The following is a 20,592-nucleotide window of genomic DNA, read 5'->3' on the forward strand; positions in this document are numbered from 1 at the left end:
ACCCTAAACACGCCGAAGCTGGATTACCCTAAAACGCGCTTCATCACATCAAGAAGCTTGTTTGGATCAAAAGGTTTAACCATCCAGCCTGTTGCGCCGGCCGCTTTCCCTTTCGCTTTCATGTCATCACCCGCTTCGGTGGTGAGCATCACGATGGGGGTGGACCTAAAATTTGCTAAGCCTCGAAGCGACTTGATAAGGGTAAGGCCGTCCATTCGTGGCATATTTTGATCCGTAAGCACAAAGTCAAAGCGAGCCCCTTGGCATTTATCAAGAGCGTCTTGACCATCTTGTGCCGTTGTCACGTTATAGTTTGCCGACTTAAGCGTCATTTCCACCATTTGACGAATTGACACAGAGTCGTCCACAATCAAAATGCTTTTGCTCATAATTCAATCACCTTTATGAATATTTAAATAAATCCCACTTGCATAGTAGATATCAGTAATTTAAAAAAGCTCTACTTCGCCAGCATCCATCGATGTCGCAGAAACAGGGTTATGGTCTGCCTGACCTTTATCTTTGAGCGATAGCTGATAGTTAGCCAAATTCTCTTTCACTTGCTGCGCGGTTACCTTGTTAAGGTCTTTCAATTGGGCCACAACGAAATCAATAATTTCCCGTGTATAAGTCAGGTTTTGCCCATTGATATCGCCAAATTGCATCCCTCTAATTGCAGAGTTGGTCGAATCAGATAACTGTTGACGAATGCCTTCTAGCTCACTTGCTCCCCGAATGTCCGCTTCAGCTTTTCGAATGATGCCTTTGAGTTGCTGGCTAATGGCTTCTTTAGCATTGACCACATGTGATATATCCTGCGAAGCCACTACCTCGGCAGTTTCAGTAAGTTTGTTGATAAGCGATCTGATGTTTTCAATTTGCGTTTTGATTACGTCACTGAATTGTGTTGAACGCGTTGACAGTGCGCGAACCTCGTCAGCAACAACAGCAAAACCACGACCAGCCTCTCCGGCTCGGGCAGCTTCTATAGCGGCATTAAGGGCAAGTAGATTCGTTTGTGATGAAATATCGTCAATGCCACTTAACGCCTCGATAACGGTCGGCATTGCTTGTTGAATGGTTTGTACTTGAGACTCAAGCGCGCGTGTCGATTCAGTCATTTCTGTCGTTGACGCAATAAATTGCGTCAACGTGGTGTCAGTTTCCGAGGCAAAAGTGCGCATCTTGTCAGCGTAAGCGCTGTCACCGTTATCTTCGTCTTTAAGCAAGTTGTTAATGCTTACTTCCTGCTGCCCTAGCAGTGACTGAAGAGAAATAAAGGCGTTACTCAGCGTTTCCACCGCATCGGTTTGCGTAGAAAAAATGTCAGCGATATTGGACGAAGTAACCGACAGAATGTCATTCGCATCTGAGATGGTCTCAACGATTAACGTGATTTCATCACTCGTTTGGACTTGCGCGTCTGGCGCTGCTAAACGAACGCTATTGTCAGCGTTAAGTGCTTCTGACATTTTCGATAAAAAGAAAAGAAGTATAAGAACGCAGGCAGAACTAATAGCAAGCGCAAGATGCTCAAAAGCAGTGAAAAATAGCGCCCAGCTTATCGCCATCATGAGAAAAGCAACCACGAAAGAATTGCTTTTGCTGGAAAAGAAATTATCTAAATAATTTGCAGCTATAGCGACCACAAGCACACCTCTGTTGTTTTTACCGCGCAGGCGGATGAACAAAATACGATCAAAGTATGGTTCACTTTCCAGTTCCAACCATTATACTTTTGATTACTTTTGTTCAATTAACACTTTGGTGACATTTGCGACACTAAAACATGTTCTGATATTACAGACGGGAGCCTGCGCCTAATGCTTCAAGCGTATCCAAAATTGCATCTGAAATATCTTCTAATGGCTTGATAAAACTTGCGGCTTTCATTTCTACAGCCACCTTCGGCATGCCGTATACAACACAGGTTTTTTCGTCTTGGCAGAACGTGACAGAGCCTTTGGTGTGCATATTTTTTAAACCTTTTGCCCCATCGCGCCCCATTCCTGTTAGGAGTACGCCAACCGCATTGGCGCCAGCATGTTCCGCCAGTGAGTCAAACATGACATCAACAGACGGCTTATGGCCTGATACCTTGGGGCCGTCATCAAGGGTTAAGCGATAGTCTGCGCCGCTTCGCTCGACTTTTAAGTGTTTATTACCTGGGGCTAAATAGGCAAACCCGGGCAATAGACGCTCACCACCTTGCGCCTCTCTTACCGTTATTTCACATAGGCTATCAAGCCGTTTGGCGTAGGTGGTGGTAAAGCCCGGTGGCATGTGTTGGGAAATAACGGTAGCTGGCGCATTGCGTGGAAAATGCATTATCACGTCTTTTATCGCTTCAGTTCCCCCGGTAGACGCTCCAATACCAATTAATTTTTCGGTGCCGGTATAACGCATGGAAGCATGCTTAGTGCAACGGGCTTGAGTTGGGTGAGCTAGCTTTGAGTGAGCGGCAGCTTTTATCTTTTCAACAATAACCGAAGCGTATTCAGCCATACTTTGCGCTACGCCCAACTTTGGCTTTGCCATAAAATCGACAGCACCCAATTCGAGTGCGCGCAATGTTGCATCGGCACCTCGTTCAGTCAGCGTAGAAATCATCACCACTGGGGTGGGCATGGCTTTCATCATTACTTCCAGAAAACGAAGCCCATCTACCTTTGGCATTTCGATGTCCAGTGTAATAACGTCTGGCCTAAACTCTTGAACCATACGTTTCGCGGCATAAGCATCAGGTGCAGCACCCACGAGTGTTAAATCAGGATCACGCGTTACTATTTCTGAAAGAAGCTGTCGGATTAACGCAGAGTCATCAACGACGAGGACTTTTAAAGGCATCTGAAGGTTCCGAAAATGAAATAACACCCGATTTAGCTTGTTCAGAGAGAAGAACCCGATGTGTAGATTCACGCTCGTAAAGCGTAGCATTGTTTAACTCGTGAATTCGCTTCATATACACATTGCCGTCGGCTGGAAAGTAATAAATTTTACGTGCATAGGTAGACATTAAATCGCTACTAATAAGCGGTATATTCGCGTTATCCAAATATTCCAAAACGAATTCAGCGTTTACTCGCCCAATGTCTTGCTGCACAAATCCGGGCAGCACCTTTCCCCCTCCGAACGCTTTTGCTACCAGTTTGTTGCGGCGTGCGCCCAGATGAACAAGCTGATCGATTAACATGTTCATAGCATGTACACCGTACTTTGTGGCCAAGCAATCGTCGAGATTGGTGGTGAAGTTGAGGTCAGGCAACATGAAGTGGTTCATACCGCCAATTTTCTTTTCTTGATCGAAAATACATGCTGCCACGCAAGAGCCAAGGATAGTCACTAAAGCCTTGTCTGAGGCCGTCGCATAATACTGCCCGGGGAGAAGTTTTACGGCTTCTTTTTGAAGGCGATTGTCGAAATATCGAATGGGATTCTCGTCCTGACTCATACAGCAAATTCCTATTATACGACCGGTCGATAGATGGTTTTTCCCATAGGCACGACCAGCTCAGGATACATCGTGAAGTTTTCAGAATGCCCGGCAACATAAATACCGTCACAGCTCATCAATTTCACCATGCGCGCTAAAATCTTGCGCTGCGTGGGCCGGTCAAAGTAAATCATGACATTGCGGCAAAAAATCACATCTACTGGTGCTTTTACACACCAGTCTGGCGACATCAAATTAAGTGGCTCGAACTGCACCATTTTTTTTAGTTCATCCACCACCCTTACCCTGCCGGCTTGTGCACCTTTTCCCCTGTAGAAAAATTGTGCTTTGTCGTCATAAGGCAAATGATTGATACTGTTTTGAGCGTATACGCCCTCACGAGCCTTTTGTAATACTTTACTGTCGATATCGGTGGCAAGTATATGAATGTTAGGGGTAAAGGTGCCAAACACCGACGCTACGGTCATTGCAATACTGTAAGGCTCTTCACCCGTGCTGCTAGCAGCGCACCAAATACGCTTTGTTTGGGGCCGTTTTCTCAGGTAGTTAGCCAGCGCATCAAAATGATGAGGCTCTCTGAAGAACGCCGTGAGATTCGTAGTGAGCGCATTAATGAAGTGTTCCATTTCATCTTTACAGCTATCTACGTAGGCCAGGTACTCTTTAAAGCTGTTTATCTCGAGTGTGCGAAGCCGCCTTGCAAGACGGCTGTATACCAATGCATCTTTAGAGTCCGCCAAGTTAATTCCGGCTTGTTTAAATAGCAGGCTTTTAACCCGTTCAAAGTCTCTTCGGCTATATGGAAACTCCCGTTGAGCGTCAGTACTTTGTATCGCGGTCATACACTAAAAAGCCTCCCAATCGGTCTCGCCAGGCGCGGCTGGATTCAGCGCTTTCATTCGCTGCTTGGGTACTTCACGTTCTTTAGGTATTGCTTTGCTGCTATTTAGCGGCTGCACATTAGCCGGCGGGTTAGGTTTACGGCTACTTCCTACTTTGAACACCGACACCCGCTGCGCTAATTCGCCCGATTGCTGCCTCATGCTATCCGCTGCAGCCGCAGCCTGCTCAACTAACGCTGCATTTTGCTGGGTCATTTCATCCATTTGCACTACCGCATTGCTCACTTCCTGTATGCCTGTAGCTTGCTCAGATGATGCCGCGGCAATTTCTGACATAATGTCGTTTACGCGCTTTATTGCTGTGACAATGTTAGCCATGGTTTCCCCTGACTTGTTGACCAGCACATTGCCATTGCCAATCTTATCTACCGACGCTGAAATTAGGGCTTTAATGTCTTTTGCCGCTTCGGCAGATCGCTGTGCCAGGGTCCTCACTTCAGAGGCGACAACAGCAAACCCACGGCCTTGCTCGCCCGCTCGGGCGGCTTCAACTGCCGCGTTAAGCGCAAGTATATTGGTTTGAAAGGCAATGCCGTCAATAACGCCAATGATGTCTGAAATGCGCTGAGCAGAGTCGTTAATTTCGCCCATGGTGTGCACTACTTGCTCTATAACCTTTCCGCCCTCCGACGCTACTTCCGATGCTTGGCTTGCCAAGCCTTTGGCTTGGTCGGCATTTTCTGCATTTAACTTCACCGTACCGGTTAGCTCTTCCATGGCTGACGCCGTCTCTTCTAAGCTGGAAGCTTGTTGTTCAGTGCGACTAGAAAGATCGGCGTTACCCGTCGCGATTTCGTTTGAAGCCGTATCAATGGTTTCAACGGCGGTGTGAATTTTTACTATGGTGTCGCGCAGCTCACCGATAAAGTGATTAATTGATTCACCAAGTACCTTAAAGTCACCTTCTAGCGGCTCTTCTATTGTTTTCAGCAGATCGCCCTCTGTCAGACTCGCCATGACAGACTTAATACTCTCTACTGCTAAAGTTCTCCCCGTTACATCTGTGGCATATTTTACTACTCTAAATGGCTTGCCGTTTTGGTCTAAAATGGGGTTGTAAGAAGCTTGAATATAAATCGGATTTCCTGATTTATTGAAACGCTTATATTCTCCGCTCGCATAAACACCTTGGCGTAGTTGCTGCCAGAATGCCGTGTATTCAGGGCTGTTTTTAAAGGCAGGGTCAACAAAAATGCTGTGGTGTTTACCTTTTACCTCTTCAAGGGTATACCCCATCGCCGCTAGGAAATTGCTGTTGGCGTCTAAAATTATCCCCTCAAGGTCAAATTCAATGACGGCCTGAGACTTACTTATGGCGTTCAACTGGCCTTCAAAGTAAGCATTTTTCAATTTGTCATCGGTGATGTTGGTTGCGTATTTCACCACCTTAAACGGTTTGCCGTTCATATCTTCTATCGGGTTGTAAGAAGCTTGGATCCAAACGCTTTTACCGGATTTACTTACGCGTTTAAATTCTCCAGAAAAGAAGTTGCCCGCTTTTAACTCAGACCAAAAGCGTTGGTATGACTCAGACTGCCTGGTTTCTTCATCTACAAATATTTGGTGATGTTTATTTTTGATTTCGTCTAACCGATAACCCATTGTGTGGAGGAAGTTATCGTTTGCAGTAATGATGTTGCCGTCCACGTCAAATTCAATCACCGCCTGTGACTTACTGATCGCGTTAATTTGCCCCTCAAAATACGCATTTCTTAGCTTATCTTGAGTTACTTCTGTGGCAAACTTCACAACTTTAAATGGCTTACCTGAGCTGTCTAAAATAGGGTTGTACGATGCGCGGATCCATATTTCTCTGCCGCCTTTAGCAATGCGTTTATATTCACCCTCGCTGTGCTCTCCGGCTTTTAAGCTTTGCCAGAAAGCGGCGTATTCCGCGCTTAGTTTATAGCTAGGGTCGACAAACATACTGTGATGTTGTCCTTTAATTTCCGATAAACTGTAACCTAGTGCGGCGAGAAAGTTTTCGTTGGCGTGAAGAATATGACCGTCTAAGTCGAACTCTATGACGGCCTGGGATTTGTTAATAGCGGTGATCTGCCCTTCGTAATCTGAAGTTTTCTGCTTTTGCGCTGTAATATCAGACGCAAATTTAATGATGTAATCAACCTCTCCGCTATCATCAAACACTGGGTTATAGGTCGCTTGGATCCAGACCTCGTCGCCTTGCTTATTTATTCTGCAAAACTCACCGCTATGTACATCGCCACTCTTCAGCTTTTGCCAAAACTGTTTATAGTCGTCGCTTTGTGCGTAGTGACTGTCGACGAAAATACGATGATGCTTTCCCACCACCTCACTTTCGCTGTAACCCATTGCAGATAAAAAATTATCATTAGCTGACAAAATTTCACCGTCCGTGGTAAAAGCAATGACCGCTTGGCTTCGCGTAATGGCATCTACCATCGCTTCATTGCGTTTATTTTCAGTGTTGTCCTGCCACTCTGTGACATAGAGCTGAGTGCCGTTTTCGTCTACCGCTATTGCAGATGCACTCACGCAAAAATGATGTTGAGCTAACAAAACGAGTTGCTTGTTATCACCAGAATTATGAGTGAGCGAATAGGATAGGTTTTCTGACGCATTAGCCCGATTTGCAATGTCGTCTATGTGCTTTCCGAATAAAGAAGACTCGCTCTCATTGACGGAAAAGTCCTTTGAATAAGACTTAGCCATACGCAGAAATGCGGGGGTATGGAAGTGAATAATCCCCGTCTTGTCGATAACCAACAAATTTGAGGTACTGGCCTTTAAAATATTCGACTTCAGTAGAGCGTCGTGTTTCGCTTTTTTTAACTCTTCGCCGTTTAGAAAATTAAATACGCCCATAACTAATATTTCCCAATGTCAGGTGTTTTCGTTTAGTGAAGGACCTAGTAACTACGCGTCGTCTTTTACGCTCTCAGGTGCGACCAAACCCAGCTCTTCGCTGGTTATTAAGCTTTCTATGTTCACCAGAATGATCATATTTTCATCCACATCGGCTAGGCCGTGCAGATACCTGCTGTCAAAAGCTACGCCAAACTCTGGTGGCGGCAGTACTTGTTCTTCAGACAAGCGAATAACATCAGATACACCATCAACCACGATACCAACGATGCGCTCTTGAATATTCAGCATTATTACTATTGTGAAGGCGTTATACGTGGCCTCGCCCACATTAAACTTAATGCGCAAATCCACGATAGGGACAATGTCACCGCGCAAATTAATCACGCCTTTGATAAAGGCTGGTGCGTTCGCAATTTTGGTAACTTGTTCGTACCCTCTAATTTCTTTTACCGTGGTTATGTCCAGCGCGTAGTGCTCATCGCCAAGGACAAAACTCAAATATTCTTTGTCTTGTCCGCCGGTAACCGCTTGATGCAAGGCAGTTTCACTCATGAAACTAACTCCTCTATTTGATTGGAGGTATACGTTGTAGCTATGGAGTCTGCATCGATGATGAGTGCAACTTTACCGTCCCCCATAATGGTTGCTCCTGCTATGCCAGCCACTTTGCGGTAATGTTCTTCTAAACTCTTGATCACTACCTGCTGCTGACCTACAAGTGCGTCAACCAAAACACCAAAGCGTTTTTTACTGCTTTCAAGTAACACCACAATGCCTTCGGTGGGAGAAAGCGCTGCATCTTCTACTTCCATAAAGTCGTAAAGAGGAACCAAAGGCCAGTATTGATCGCGGATATAAAGTACGGTGTCGTTACCCAGCGTTTTAATTTGTTGCTTAGTGGGTTGGAAGGATTCAATAATATTTAAAAGTGGTATAACAAAGATTTGCTTACCTACTGACACACACATGCCGTCGACGATGGCCAGCGTGAGCGGCAGGTGGATAAAGAAAGCCGACCCCTCTCCCGCACTCGATTCAATATCAATACGCCCGCCAATTGACTCGATATTACGACGCACAACGTCCATGCCAACCCCTCTTCCCGACACATCAGTGATGGCTTCAGCAGTTGAAAACCCTGCTTGGAATATAAGCTGCCAGACCTCTGAGTCAGGCATATCGTCTGAGACGGCAAGCCCATTACTTCGCGCTTTATCAAGAATTTTATCTCGGTGTAAACCGCCGCCGTCATCAATGATGCTTATAATAATGCTGCCACCTTTCTGCTCTGCACTCAGGATAACCGTGCCTTTCTCTGGCTTGCCGGCAGCGACGCGTTTTTCAGGCGATTCTATTCCGTGATCAATGCTGTTTCTTACCAAATGAGTAAGGGGGTCGACAATTTTTTCAATTAAGCTTTTATCAATCTCCGTGCTGCCACCCTGAAGCACCAGTTCTACCTGCTTACCCAACTTGCCTGCTAAGTCTCTAACTAAACGCGGGAAACGATTAAAGGTTGCGGTCAGTGGAAGCATGCGCATAGACATGACCGACTCTTGAATTTCCCGCGTGTTTCGCTGCAACTCATCAATGGCCAGCTGAAGCCGCTCACCAACTTGCCCTTCAACGTCTTGCCCTATCATGGACAGCATTGACTGTGTAATCACTAGTTCACCGACTAAATTGACCATGGCATCAATTTTAGTGGTGTCGACGCGAATAGAGGCCGATTCACGGGCAGTACCTTTCTTCGCTGAAGGTTTTGGTGGCGTACTAGTTTGCGTTGAGGTGGAGGCTGCGCCACTTTTCAGTGCCTTAACATCGTTGGAGGTGGAAGTTGTATCAGATTGCGCACTCGCGCTTTGCGCTTCGTTACTGCTTTGTGTTTCTAAGGCAGTATTGATTTGATTAGCTGAAAGGGTCTCGTCAAAGAAGCCAAAGCCGTCATCTCCTTCAGCATTTTTTTGCGTTGTTTCATCTTGGATGACTTCTTCATTAACAGGCTCGTCGTCGAAAAAACCAAAACCATCGTCAGAAACCGAAACAGACCCATTGAGGTCATCATCGAAAAAGCCGAAACCATCATCCTGTGCGCCTTCGTTTGGCATGTCCTCAATTGCGTTAGATGACTCGACACTCGCATCAATGGCGATGTCACTGGTTTGCGCGTTAATGACACCATTGAGTATTGTGATACGCTCAGCAATGCTGTCTTCTGGAACTGGGGTTTCATCGCGATAGGCGTTAAGTGTATCTTTCAGAACATCAAGGGTCTCTAAAAGCACGTTCACAATGGCAGCGGTTATGCTAAGTTCATTGTTACGGGCTTTGTCTAACAAGTTCTCCATCACATGCGTTAAATTCATCAACGCATCAAAACCAAAAATACCGCTGCCACCCTTAATCGAATGTGCCGCACGGAAAATACTATTTAGCTCCTCAGGGTCGGGCGATTCAACATCTAAGCTCATCAATAGCTGTTCCATATCGTCGAGATGCTCATCGCTCTCGTCGAAAAATACGCTATGGAACTGTTCAATATTGATGCTCATTGCGATTCCTTCCAGTTTTTAGGAGTGGGAGGGCAAGTTAGCCCAGCACGCGCTTAGTGACATCAAGAAGCTTGTTTGGGTCGAAAGGCTTAACCATCCATCCCGTAGCGCCAGCGGCCTTTCCTTTTGCTTTCATATCGTCGCCGGCCTCTGTAGTAAGCATAACGACGGGTGTTCTGCTGTAAGCCCCCATACCACGCAAGTTTTTAATTAGGGTTAAGCCATCCATTCGCGGCATATTTTGATCGGTTAATACAAAGTTGAACTGCTGACTTTTGCATTTATCTAACGCATCCTGCCCGTCTTGGGCTGTCGTTACCGTATAGCCCGCTCCTTTAAGCGTCATTTCTACCATTTGACGAATCGATATCGAATCGTCAACAACTAGAATGTGTTTGCTCATATGCTCACTTCTCCAAAGTAGGTCATTGCTGACGGTGCTTCCTGTTCCTTTTTTAGCTTAGAACAATTCCACCTCACCTGCGTCCATCGACGTTGCAGACACGGGGTTGTGGTCATTTTTCCCTTTAGCAGCGAGTCCTTTTTGGTACTCGTTCAACGCGTTTATGAAACTTTCAATATTGCTGGCATCTAGTGCCGCCAACTGCTCTAAAATGAACGTAATCATATCTTGGGTATACTGAATGTGCTGCCCATTGATATCGCCGAATTGCATGCCTCGGATGGCCGTATTTATCGACCCATCAAGCTGTGACCCTATATCTTCAATTTGTTTAGTAGTCACAAGATCAGCTTCTGCTTTTCTAATGATTTCAGCCAGTTGCTCACTTATATGTGCTTTGGCATTTACGACCTGAGAAATATCCTGTGACGCCACAAATTCAGCAGTACCTGTGAGCTTATCTACCAGATTCCTTATATTCTCCACCTGCGTTTTTATGACATCACTAAACTGAGTAGAGCGAGTTGATAACGCACGTACTTCATCAGCAACTACCGCAAAACCTCGACCGGCTTCACCCGCTCTAGCCGCTTCAATAGCTGCGTTTAGCGCCAACAAGTTTGTTTGGGCGGCAATATCGTCAATTCCACTAAGTGCATCAATAACCGTAGGCATGGCGAGTTGAATAGTCTGCACCTGCTCCATTAACTGCTTTGTTGAAGAGGACATCTGTTCTGTCGAGCCGATAAATTGCGTCAACGTTCCATCAGTTTCGCGTGCGAATTTACGCATGCGCTCAGGATAAGATTGTGTGTGTGCTTCATCGGCACTAAGTAAATCTTCGATACACGCTATTTGTTGAGACACTAACGCTTTTAAGCTGCTAAAGGCATGAGATAATGTTTCTACTGCATCATCTTGCGTCGACTTAATCGCAGACAAATTGGTACCGCATGTACTCAAAGACAGAGAGAGCTCTTTACTCGCTTTTTTGATGTCTGCGCTATTACCTTGCTCGTCCTGTACTACTGCGTAGATATCAGGATAAATTTCCTCATCTTCACCTATACTTTTTGCATAAACGACAACGCTAAATACAACGCCCCCTGTCAACACTGCAAGCGCAGTGAGTGCAGATACAAAAAAGAATAAAGCCCAAGAAACTGCAATCCCCACTGCTAAGAGTATGAATAGGGTTTTCAAGGCCCCTTGTTGTTTTGAAGGTAAGTGATCAAATGACAAAAAACTCTCCTTGAAAAATGCAGTGAACTGAAGCCACCAACGCTCTTTCTTATCTAAGCACGTTACTTATTTACGAATAACAAAGCGTGGCTCAGGTAAGAGCAATGCCCCAATAGGCTGAATAGCCCTGCGCAAAGGCAACATAACCTTCATTGACAAGGTAGGTAGCAAAGTTACGTTTAACTGTCTTTTCACATATAAAGTAAGCGTAGTACCCATTTAGAAAAGTAGGCAAGAACATGCATAAGTTTTTTGTAAAAAAGCGTATTTGTTGTTAACTGTGTCTAACTTGCAGAGAAGTATTATTTAAAAGGCACCATTCTTAGAAGCCCTCGCATTTCTGCAAGGGCTTCTAAGTATGGTGCCTCGACCCGGGATTGTTACGCGCGGTGCAGCCGCAGGGGCACGTTAGCGTGTGCCTGTTTTTCAACCACCGGAATCAAAAAAGCCCTCGCATTTCTGCAAGGGCCTTAATGATGGTGCCTCGACCCGGGATTGCAACGCGCGGTGCAGCCGCAGGGGCACGTTAGCGTGTGCCTGTTTTTCTACCACCGGAATCAAAAAACCCCGACCATTTCTGGTCAGGGTTCTTATAGTAATGGTGCCTCGACCCGGGATCGAACCAGGGACACGCGGATTTTCAATCCGCTGCTCTACCAACTGAGCTATCGAGGCTAAAACTTGTTAGCGTTCTAGACGTTGCCGCCTGTCCTGCTGTGGGTGCGTATTAAACGGTTTTCGCTTTCACAAGTCAACCGTTTTTCTCGCTTTTTTTGCGCTTTTATTACTGTTTGCGCATTGTTTGCTCAAAAAACGCTTTTTTGCTTATTTTTCAGGCGGGACATAGCCCTCAATCGTAGGCTCTACGTCGTCAAACAAGTACGCCGACATTTTTTCTTCTAAAAATGAACGGGCATTCGGTTCCATCATATTTAACTTATGTTCATTAATTAGCATGGTTTGTTTCTTTTGCCATTCGGCCCATGCTTCTTTAGATATGTTGTCGAAAATACGCTTACCCAGTTCACCCGGATAAAGTTGGAAATCTAAGCCGTCAGCTTCTTTTTGAAGCTTGCGACAAAATACCGTTCTTGCCATGTTATTTCCTTTCGTTCGCTATCTGCTTAGCAATTAACACTACGTCACGCTTAGTATGCCTAACGCATTAACTGCTGAATAATTTTGGTTGTAGGTGCCGCTAAACCAACTTCAATAGGCTCGTTCAACGAGAACCAACGAAATGCCCTTTCGGCAACGCGTTTTGTTGGGGGAGAGTTTACCACGGCCACTACCGGTGTGATATCTAAATGAAAGTGGCTAAAAGTATGTCGAAACCCTTCAAGCGCTCGGGTTTCAGCTACACTGATACCTCGTTCGTTCAGCTTATCAATCCCCTCGTCTATTGACGACACTTCAATAAAACCATACAGGCCACCCCACAGCCCTGTTGAAGGGCGCTGCTCTAAATACACTTGGCTATTAAACTGTGCCACCATCATAAAGGTGGATTTTTCGGGCAGTGTCTTTTTCGGTTTTTTACCCGGGTAGTCGGTTTGCGCACCTTGGGCATAGGCAATACAGTCGGCTTGAAGCGGGCACTCATCACACTTTGGCTTGCTTCGCGTACAGATCATAGCGCCCAAGTCCATCATCACCTGCGTATAGTTAGCACAACGTCCGCCTTCTGTTCTGGTAGGTGTATTTTTCTCGGCCACCTCCCACAGTGCATTTTCTACCGTTTTCTGACCCGGCCACCCACCTATTGCATAGTATCGCGCTAGCACACGCTTCACGTTGCCGTCTAAAATAGGAAAACGCATATTGCGAGATAGCGACAAAATTGCTCCCGCTGTTGAGCGTCCTATACCCGGTAAATCCATAACTTCTTCAAGGCTATAAGGAAACTCACCGTTGTATTTTTCCACCAGCGTATTGGCAGCTTTATGCAGGTTTCTTGCTCTTGCGTAATAGCCTAGCCCTGTCCAATGGTGAAGCACATCGTCTTGAGATGCCTTAGCTAAGTCATGTACAGTGGGGAAAGACGCCATAAAGCGTTTGAAGTAAGGAATTACCGTGGCAACTTGCGTTTGCTGCAGCATAATTTCCGACACCCACACTTTATAAGGCGTGACGTCTTGCTGCCAAGGCAAATGCTTTCGCCCATACTTATCAAACCATGCGAGCACTCGCTCTGCAAAGCTACTTGTGTATTGTTGTTCTATCATAATTGTTTGTATGCGTCGTAACGTCTACTTATTCATTAATAAATAAAGTTTGGGCGTTTTCTCATTAGCAACCATTCATTAAAAAGCGCGCTATGGTAGCATGTAAACAGCCAGTTTATTGTTAAGGAGCACACGTGTCTGTGCAGCACCCTGTTTTATTTTTTCCCGGTACGCTTTGCGACGAGCGCATCTATCTTCCTCTTTGGCGCAAACTCAATATTGCGCAACGCCGCTACGTGCCACTTCAGTGGGCAGCATCGCTGGAAGAAATGCTAGCATTAAGCGAAGACCGCATTCTGGAAGACGAAAAAGTACACCTGGTGGGTTACTCCATGGGCGGATTTATCGCTGCGTTGGTGGCGCAGCGCAATCCCGCTAACATTGCTTCGGTTACATTAATCGGCTACAACCCAGAAGGGTTGTCAAAAGAAGAAATTGCCAAGCGAAAGCAGCTCACCGCGATGCTTCAGCAAGGGAACTTCAAGCCCGATAACGATGCTTACCTTTCGCGATTCGTTCACCCTTCACGCTTAGAAGACGACAATGTGATTGGCGTTATCAAATCCATGGCACAGGATTTAGGTAAAACAACATTACTAAACCACACACTCGCTACCACACCACGAAAAAGTACCGTTAAAGCGCTAGCAGAGATCAATGCACCAGTGACGTTTATTACCGCCGAGCAAGACGCTATTGCCCCCGCACAGGCAATACAACACTTGAAGCGCTCGCTACCTAAGGCGGCATTTCACGTCATTAGCGAGGCGGGTCATACCTTGGTGCTAGAGCAAACTGAAGCGGTAGCATCTATTATTGCCAAACAAATTGGCGTATAAAATTACAGCATTTTTACCACTCTAGCGTTGCATAAGCCGTGGGTAAGTGGATAATGCGCCACCAGAAAATTGGGTAAGAAAGGCATTGCAAATGAGGCAATTCAAAAGTCAGGCGGAAGCAGAAGCCGCTGGAGTATACGTAAGCAAAGTAAAAAGCTTTGTGAAGCGTGAAGGCAGACTCACAAAAGCACAAGAAAAGGCATTGACAGATCATTGGCCAACCAAAGGCATCGACTATGCTGATACCGCCTTGTCGCTGTCAGAGATATTTGGCCGCAGCGCGCCTGTCGTTGTGGAAATTGGCTTTGGAATGGGTAAATCTTTGGTTGAAATGGCCGCCAATGCTCCTGAGAAAGACTTCATAGGCATAGAAGTCCACCGACCTGGCGTTGGCGCGTGCTTGTCTGACGCCAATGAACAAGGCGTTGAGAACTTGCGTGTAATGGAGCATGACGCGGTTGAAGTACTGAAAAACATGATACCTGACGGTTCTTTATCTCGCCTGCAGCTATTTTTTCCAGACCCATGGCATAAAAAACGTCATCATAAACGTCGTATTGTACAACCTGAATTTGTAGAGTTAGTTCGCACGAAGCTGGCCATTGGCGGCTGCTTTCATATGGCGACTGACTGGGAGCAATACGCTGAGCACATGTTAGATGTCATGAACAATGCCGACGGTTACACCAACACTGCGACGGATGGCGATTATGTGCCTCGTCCAGACTACCGCCCAATCACTAAATTTGAAACCCGAGGTCAAAAGCTAGGCCACGGCGTATGGGACATCATTTTCGAGCGCACTAATTAATGATTCTATCTCCTCAAAGCCAGCTTTTAGAACGCAACATTTCACTGTTTGAAAAGGGTCAGTGGGCGTTTATCAACCCTTCAGATGCCTACTTTTTAGATAGTTTGAAATCTCAGGAAGTTACCGTAGTTCATCAGTATTTTGATGTATTTTCGGAATCGGTCCGGGTTATTCCTTCAGCGTCATTTGATAGCAGAGATATTAGCCATAAAGGCTTTGAGGTGACACAGAAGGTCGGCAATCATACGCACATCTTTACGCCTTTTGTCACATTAGAAAAGTCACACACCGACGTGATGATTTTCTTACCAAAAGCAAAGACGCATTTTCAGATGTTGCTAAGAATGGCCGCTGGTATGGTGGGTCAACATGGTCGCATCCATGTCGTTGGAGAGAATAAAGGCGGTATCAAGAGCGCGGCCAAATTGATGCAACAATATGGTGCGGCACAAAAAGTAGATTCGGCGCGTCACTGCAGCCTGATTACTGTCGTCGTTGACGAGCCACATATTGCATTTGAAGTCGACGCGTGGGTCGATGTGAACACCTACACCGTCGAAGACACTTCGTGGAATGTGGCCACAATACCTGGTGTCTTTAGCTATAAAGAGCTAGATGCAGGTACAGAATTACTATTGGAAAAACTGTCGTCATCGCTTAGCGGAGAAATACTTGATTTCGCATGTGGTGCAGGCGTTATAGCCAGTTACATAATGCTTAAGTATCCACATTTGAAATTGCACTTAACTGACGTCAGTGCTCTTGCTGTTTATTGCAGTGCATTAACCTTAGCGGAAAACCAACTGACTGCGACCCTTTATGCAGCGGACGGACTGCACGGGTTCGCCCACAAGGTCCAGCATATTGTTACCAACCCACCGTTTCATACCGGCGTAAAAACTGACTATACGATCACTAAACGCTTTATTGCAGAGGCAAAAGCCTGCTTAACTCGCGGTGGTACCATGCAAATGGTCGCCAATCGCTTTTTGCCTTATCCAGGGTTGCTGTCAGAGCACTTTCAAACGGTATACACAACCGCACAAACCTCACAATTTTCTGTCTATCAGGCCGCGTTGTAATTAAAAAAGCGTTTAGCTTGTGCTAATTTAGCATGTCTAGCTGATGTTAAAGCCATTGAGTTCTTTTCTCGATGGCTTTTTATGCTGTTCTAACCTTATGACATAACATAATGAGTGCACTGTGCATCAAGCTCTGGGAGAGCGTCTGTGAATATTGTATTTGCTATTTCGGAAGTTGAAGAACTGGTGAAAACCGGCGGCCTGGCAGATGTAGGAAAAGCCCTTCCTCTTGCACTTCATGCATTAGGCGAGGACATTACCATTGTCATGCCGTACTACCGTGTTCTTGCTGAGCAACTTAATCTCACCACGGTAACAGAACAACAAACGTTGTTTACTGAAGGCAAGGTTTATCATTTTAATATTCGCTATATGCAGTGGCACAACATTCCTGTTTACTTCATTGACTCACCTGAGCATTTTATGCGGGAAGGGCTCTATGCTAATGCGTTTGATGCTTATGACGACAACGGCGAGCGATTTAGTTTCTTTAGCGGTGCAGTGCTACAAGCTTTGAAAGCTATTGGTAAGCAACCAGATATTATTCACTGTCATGACTGGCACACGGCAATGCTGCCATTTTTACTTACCCATGAACAGTCGGGCTATTTTAAAGATACCGCGACGGTTTTCACGATTCACAACGCCGCCTTCCAAGGGGTGCACAAGCTTGAGAGCATTCCCTACCTTCGCCATCACCCTGACATTTCAAATCAAGTGCATGGCGGGTATATCAATATGCTCCAGAGCGGCATCGAGTTTGCGACGAAAATCACAACGGTCAGCCCTAATTATGCCAAAGAACTATTAACCGACTTAGGTAGCCATGGACTGCACGAACGATTAGTTAAACGCCAATCTGATTTAAGCGGCATTCTGAATGGCTGCGACTATACTCAGTGGAACCCAGAGACCGACGAATTTTTGCCGGAAAATTTTAGCGCCGATAACCTACATGCCAAAATATCGTGTAAGCGAGTATTACAGCAAAAATCGGGGTTGCCTGAGAATGAAAGCGTACCGTTAATTGGCATGGTTTGCCGCCTTACCGAACAGAAAGGGTTTGGTTATATACTTCCAATTCTGGATGACCTTATTAAACACAATATCCAAATGGTGATTGTAGGCACAGGCGACCCTAAAGTGTGCATGGACTTAGGTGAGTTTGCGCAACAGCACCCCAGTCAATTTGCCTTTATCAACGGCTTTAGTTCTGAACACGCCCATTTAGTCGAAGCAGGAGCAGACTTCTTCCTTATGCCATCTCAGTTTGAGCCTTGCGGGTTGAATCAGATGTACAGTTTAGCGTACGGTACGGTCCCAATCGTGCGCTCAGTAGGTGGCTTAAAAGATACCGTTATCGATTACAGTCACGAACTCGAAGGAACTGGGTTCGTTTTTGACGACCCTACTCCGTATGCACTTTTGACGTGTATTCGTCGAGCGCTGCTCGCCTATTATGAAGACAGGGCTAAGTTTAGGAACATGCAACTGCGCGGAATGAACACACGGTTCACATGGGAAGCTGCAGCGAGAGACTATCAAGAGCTTTACGCGTCACTTTGAGGATTGGCCTTTTGTCATATTAATTATTGTTTATGCGCGTCTTTCCTTTTTTAGAATAATGCGCCACTATTGTTTTATGGAAGACGCGGATGGACTATAAGCAACACGGATATGACAGATAACGCTGTTAAGCTTTCTATAAGAAATCTTTTTCTATGGGTAGTAATGTCAATTACTACGTTCTCACTTGCCGTATTGTCAACGCTCGCCGTCTACACACAGATTGATACATACCGCCATGAGTTAGAATCTAACGCAATCATGCTGGCAAAACTGGTTGCAAGAAGCTCTGCAACCTACCTCTATGATGAAACACCTGAGCGCATTGAAGTTGCCTTAAGTAACCTTAGTGCAGCGGAGTTTGTTTTAAACGCGCATGTTTATAAGCAACTAAACACAGCAGCAGAACCTCAGATATTTGCCTCATATAACAGAGAAGGGCAGCTATTGCTTGGAGGCAAAGAGAACCAGCTACCCTCTTTGCTTATGACGCCTCAGCTAGCAGATAATGGCCATTATTTAGAACTAAGTGCAAAGGTTTTCGATACCGAAACCAATATTCAACTCGGTTGGGTATATTTGCGCGTGTCGTCGGACAACTTCAACGAACTCGTAGGAAAGTCAATTTGGCTTAATATAGCAGTAGCACTGGTATTGCTTGCTATTAGTTTTTACTCAGCAGTACGATTTCAGCGCGTTGTCACCGGCCCTGTAGAAGACATCGCACGCTTTTTACAGCGGACATCTCGACAAAGGGACTATTCTGCACGGGCTGAGCGCTCAAGTATTCGAGAGCTTGATATTCTGGCTGACGCTTTAAATGTTATGCTGTTTCGTATGCAAGAATATATGCAAAAGCAGCGACAAGCCGAAGAGCAGCACAGAAAACTGAACGCTAGCCTTGAAGATATGGTTAACCATCGCACTACAGCATTGAAAGATGCAAACCAAGAGCTCATTCAAACGCTAGAGAAGCTACACCAATTTCAGCGGCAGATTGTGCAGAATGAAAAGATGGCATCCCTTGGTGATATGGTCGCTGGTGTTGCCCATGAGGTAAACACGCCGATAGGCTTGGGGGTGACAGCATCTACCATGATGTTAGATAGGCTTGAGGTTATCCAGAAAGACTTCGAGAATAAAACGCTCAAAGCCAGCGCCATGAAGCGCTTTTTAGACGAAAGTAAAGAAAATCTGAACATCATCTACCGAAATTTGAACCGAGCAGCGGAGCTTATTAGCAGCTTTAAGCAGGTTGCGGTGGATCAAACGTCAGAATCTAGCCGAAGTTTTTGCGTTGTACAGCTAGTTAATGAGATACTGTTGTCATTGCAGCCTCGACTCAAAAAATTAAAACACAACATCAACGTAAATTGCGACCCTACCCTTAACGTTGAAACGAAGGCTGGCCCAATAAATCAAATCTTGATTAACTTAATAATGAATTCGGTTATTCATGGGTTTGAATCTATGGAAGAAGGCACAATTGATATTAGTGCCGAGTTAGTTAGTGATAATAAACTCAAGCTTGTTTATACCGATAACGGTAAAGGCATTCCCCCTGAGATTCGCAAGCGAATATTCGACCCCTTCGTGACGACAAAGCGCGGCCAGGGTGGTTCAGGATTAGGAATGCACCTAGTGTACAACTTAGTGACGCAAGCCCTTAATGGTTCGATATCGATAACCAGTGAGGAAGGCCAAGGGGTGGAATTTGTAATTATATTCCCCGTTATTAATGCGAAAGCCCCAGAATAGTTGTATAAAGTATGAACTTTTCTTGATTTTTATTGGCTAACCCCAATATTTCGCTGTTAAGAATATTCACAAGTTACTTGCAATCAAGTATATGAATATTAAAATTTAACCAGTTAGTTGCTTAAATCGTATTTTAGAAAGAGTATAGAACGCCATGCAGACGCCAAATGTGTTAATTGTTGAAGACGAAGTGGTAACCCGTACCACGCTTAAGAGTTTATTTGAAGCGGAAGGGTATAATGTATTTGAAGCCGAGAATGGTGACCAAATGCATGATTTCTTCGAGAATCACGCTATTAACTTGGTGATTATGGATATCAATCTTCCAGGGAAGAATGGCCTTATTTTGGCGCGCGAAGTGCGTGATCGTAAAAATGTAGGTTTAATTTTTCTTACTGGCCGTGACAACGATGTAGATCGTATTTTAGGTCTGGAAATTGGTGCCGACGATTATCTAACTAAACCATTTAATCCTCGCGAACTTACTATTCGTGCACGCAACTTACTCTCTCGCACTACTAACTCTGCTGAAGACGACGATTTGCCAAGCCGCGTTAGCTTTAACGGCTGGACACTTGACGGTGATAGCCGCTCATTGATTTCTCCTACGGGTAAAGAATTCCGTTTACCGCGCAGTGAGTTTCGTGCCCTTCACCTTTTCCTTAGCAATCCAGGTAAAATCCTTACCCGCGAGCAGCTTATTATGGAAATGACAGGTCGTGAACTACGTCCAAATGACCGCACAGTAGACGTGACTATCCGCCGAATTCGTAAGCACTTCGAGTCAGATCCAACAGATGAAGAGTTGATTGTAACTATTCACGGAGAGGGCTATCGCTTCTGTGGACAAGTCGACGGCTAAGCATTTGCTTGAACAACGTCAAAATCACGAAAAAGCCGCTATTTAG

The 20,592-nt window shown here is 45.4% G+C and carries 18 protein-coding genes and 1 tRNA gene; 6 read left to right on the forward strand and 13 right to left on the reverse strand.

Going from position 1 to position 20,592, the window contains the following annotated elements; translation table 11 throughout:
- Nucleotides 1-23 precede the first annotated feature (23 nt).
- The 13 genes from GVO63_RS17775 to mutY all read right to left on the reverse strand — a co-directional run bounded on the left by GVO63_RS17775 (nucleotide 24) and on the right by mutY (nucleotide 13,628).
- Nucleotides 24-389: a response regulator gene (locus GVO63_RS17775; RefSeq protein ID WP_039217225.1), complete on the reverse strand. Its 366-nt coding sequence runs from the start codon at nucleotides 387-389 to the stop codon at nucleotides 24-26.
- A gap of 60 nt (nucleotides 390-449) precedes the next feature.
- Nucleotides 450-1,649 carry a methyl-accepting chemotaxis protein gene (locus tag GVO63_RS19790; RefSeq protein WP_159495130.1) on the reverse strand — a complete coding sequence of 400 codons (1,200 nt, stop codon included), beginning with the start codon at nucleotides 1,647-1,649 and terminating at the stop codon, nucleotides 450-452.
- A 151-nt stretch (nucleotides 1,650-1,800) separates the two neighbouring features.
- Nucleotides 1,801-2,847 (reverse strand): chemotaxis response regulator protein-glutamate methylesterase, encoded by a 1,047-nt coding sequence (locus tag GVO63_RS17785; protein ID WP_159495108.1) that lies wholly within the window; start codon nucleotides 2,845-2,847, stop codon nucleotides 1,801-1,803.
- Complete coding sequence (cheD, locus tag GVO63_RS17790; RefSeq protein ID WP_159581626.1) at nucleotides 2,822-3,451, reverse strand: chemoreceptor glutamine deamidase CheD; 630 nt, start codon at nucleotides 3,449-3,451, stop codon at nucleotides 2,822-2,824. Before cheD ends, GVO63_RS17785 begins: the two co-directional genes overlap by 26 nt.
- 14 nt (nucleotides 3,452-3,465) lie before the next feature.
- Nucleotides 3,466-4,296 (reverse strand): CheR family methyltransferase, encoded by an 831-nt coding sequence (locus tag GVO63_RS17795; protein WP_159581628.1) that lies wholly within the window; start codon nucleotides 4,294-4,296, stop codon nucleotides 3,466-3,468.
- 3 nt (nucleotides 4,297-4,299) lie between these two features.
- Nucleotides 4,300-7,203, reverse strand: coding sequence for a methyl-accepting chemotaxis protein (locus tag GVO63_RS17800; RefSeq protein ID WP_159581630.1), 2,904 nt, complete (start codon nucleotides 7,201-7,203; stop codon nucleotides 4,300-4,302).
- Nucleotides 7,204-7,254: 51 nt separating this feature from the next.
- Entirely contained in the window at nucleotides 7,255-7,758 is a 504-nt protein-coding gene (locus GVO63_RS17805; RefSeq protein ID WP_159581632.1) for a chemotaxis protein CheW, read from the reverse strand.
- Nucleotides 7,755-9,758, reverse strand: coding sequence for a chemotaxis protein CheA (locus GVO63_RS17810; protein WP_159581634.1), 2,004 nt, complete (start codon nucleotides 9,756-9,758; stop codon nucleotides 7,755-7,757). Before GVO63_RS17810 ends, GVO63_RS17805 begins: the two co-directional genes overlap by 4 nt.
- Nucleotides 9,759-9,795: 37 nt before the next feature.
- The gene (locus GVO63_RS17815; RefSeq protein ID WP_159495102.1) at nucleotides 9,796-10,161 is read right to left on the reverse strand and encodes a response regulator; all 366 of its coding nucleotides are present in this window, start codon (nucleotides 10,159-10,161) and stop codon (nucleotides 9,796-9,798) included.
- Nucleotides 10,162-10,218: 57 nt separating this feature from the next.
- Nucleotides 10,219-11,403, reverse strand: a complete 1,185-nt coding sequence (locus tag GVO63_RS17820) for a methyl-accepting chemotaxis protein (RefSeq protein ID WP_159581636.1) — start codon at nucleotides 11,401-11,403, stop codon at nucleotides 10,219-10,221.
- Nucleotides 11,404-12,002: 599 nt separating this feature from the next.
- Nucleotides 12,003-12,078 (reverse strand) — tRNA-Phe (locus GVO63_RS17825).
- A gap of 150 nt (nucleotides 12,079-12,228) precedes the next feature.
- On the reverse strand, nucleotides 12,229-12,501 hold the full coding sequence (locus GVO63_RS17830; RefSeq protein WP_025256893.1) for an oxidative damage protection protein: 273 nt from the start codon (nucleotides 12,499-12,501) through the stop codon (nucleotides 12,229-12,231).
- Nucleotides 12,502-12,560: 59 nt separating this feature from the next.
- Nucleotides 12,561-13,628, reverse strand: coding sequence for an A/G-specific adenine glycosylase (gene mutY, locus GVO63_RS17835; RefSeq protein WP_159581638.1), 1,068 nt, complete (start codon nucleotides 13,626-13,628; stop codon nucleotides 12,561-12,563).
- Nucleotides 13,629-13,762: 134 nt separating this feature from the next.
- Between mutY and GVO63_RS17840 the strand changes: the two genes are divergently transcribed.
- The 6 genes from GVO63_RS17840 (at nucleotide 13,763) to arcA (ending at nucleotide 20,546) form a co-directional block, all read left to right on the forward strand.
- Nucleotides 13,763-14,467: an alpha/beta fold hydrolase gene (locus GVO63_RS17840; RefSeq protein ID WP_159581640.1), complete on the forward strand. Its 705-nt coding sequence runs from the start codon at nucleotides 13,763-13,765 to the stop codon at nucleotides 14,465-14,467.
- 91 nt (nucleotides 14,468-14,558) lie between these two features.
- Entirely contained in the window at nucleotides 14,559-15,278 is a 720-nt protein-coding gene (gene trmB / locus GVO63_RS17845) for a tRNA (guanosine(46)-N7)-methyltransferase TrmB (protein ID WP_159581642.1), read from the forward strand.
- A complete protein-coding gene (locus tag GVO63_RS17850; RefSeq protein WP_159581644.1) occupies nucleotides 15,278-16,360 on the forward strand; it encodes a methyltransferase in 1,083 nt (360 codons plus the stop codon). Before trmB ends, GVO63_RS17850 begins: the two co-directional genes overlap by 1 nt.
- Before the next feature lie 147 nt (nucleotides 16,361-16,507).
- On the forward strand, nucleotides 16,508-17,926 hold the full coding sequence (gene glgA, locus GVO63_RS17855) for a glycogen synthase GlgA (protein WP_159581646.1): 1,419 nt from the start codon (nucleotides 16,508-16,510) through the stop codon (nucleotides 17,924-17,926).
- 111 nt (nucleotides 17,927-18,037) lie between these two features.
- A complete protein-coding gene (locus tag GVO63_RS17860; RefSeq protein ID WP_159581648.1) occupies nucleotides 18,038-19,684 on the forward strand; it encodes a sensor histidine kinase in 1,647 nt (548 codons plus the stop codon).
- Between the two features lie 154 nt (nucleotides 19,685-19,838).
- Nucleotides 19,839-20,546, forward strand: a complete 708-nt coding sequence (gene arcA, locus GVO63_RS17865; protein WP_159492297.1) for a two-component system response regulator ArcA — start codon at nucleotides 19,839-19,841, stop codon at nucleotides 20,544-20,546.
- Nucleotides 20,547-20,592 lie beyond the last annotated feature (46 nt).

It is taken from the genome of Alteromonas sp. KUL106 (assembly GCF_009811415.1).
Lineage (GTDB): Bacteria > Pseudomonadota > Gammaproteobacteria > Enterobacterales > Alteromonadaceae > Alteromonas.

Coding starts and splice junctions, on each gene's coding strand:
- GVO63_RS17775 (WP_039217225.1), bottom strand. CDS start 389: ATGAGCAAAAGCATTTTGATTGTGGACGACTCTGTGTCAATTCGTCAA.
- GVO63_RS17815 (WP_159495102.1), bottom strand. CDS start 10,161: ATGAGCAAACACATTCTAGTTGTTGACGATTCGATATCGATTCGTCAA.
- GVO63_RS17810 (WP_159581634.1), bottom strand. CDS start 9,758: ATGAGCATCAATATTGAACAGTTCCATAGCGTATTTTTCGACGAGAGC.
- GVO63_RS17830 (WP_025256893.1), bottom strand. CDS start 12,501: ATGGCAAGAACGGTATTTTGTCGCAAGCTTCAAAAAGAAGCTGACGGC.
- mutY (WP_159581638.1), bottom strand. CDS start 13,628: ATGATAGAACAACAATACACAAGTAGCTTTGCAGAGCGAGTGCTCGCA.
- GVO63_RS17800 (WP_159581630.1), bottom strand. CDS start 7,203: ATGGGCGTATTTAATTTTCTAAACGGCGAAGAGTTAAAAAAAGCGAAA.
- GVO63_RS17805 (WP_159581632.1), bottom strand. CDS start 7,758: ATGAGTGAAACTGCCTTGCATCAAGCGGTTACCGGCGGACAAGACAAA.
- GVO63_RS17795 (WP_159581628.1), bottom strand. CDS start 4,296: ATGACCGCGATACAAAGTACTGACGCTCAACGGGAGTTTCCATATAGC.
- GVO63_RS17850 (WP_159581644.1), top strand. CDS start 15,278: ATGATTCTATCTCCTCAAAGCCAGCTTTTAGAACGCAACATTTCACTG.
- GVO63_RS17860 (WP_159581648.1), top strand. CDS start 18,038: ATGACAGATAACGCTGTTAAGCTTTCTATAAGAAATCTTTTTCTATGG.
- trmB (WP_159581642.1), top strand. CDS start 14,559: ATGAGGCAATTCAAAAGTCAGGCGGAAGCAGAAGCCGCTGGAGTATAC.
- GVO63_RS17785 (WP_159495108.1), bottom strand. CDS start 2,847: ATGCCTTTAAAAGTCCTCGTCGTTGATGACTCTGCGTTAATCCGACAG.
- arcA (WP_159492297.1), top strand. CDS start 19,839: ATGCAGACGCCAAATGTGTTAATTGTTGAAGACGAAGTGGTAACCCGT.
- cheD (WP_159581626.1), bottom strand. CDS start 3,451: ATGAGTCAGGACGAGAATCCCATTCGATATTTCGACAATCGCCTTCAA.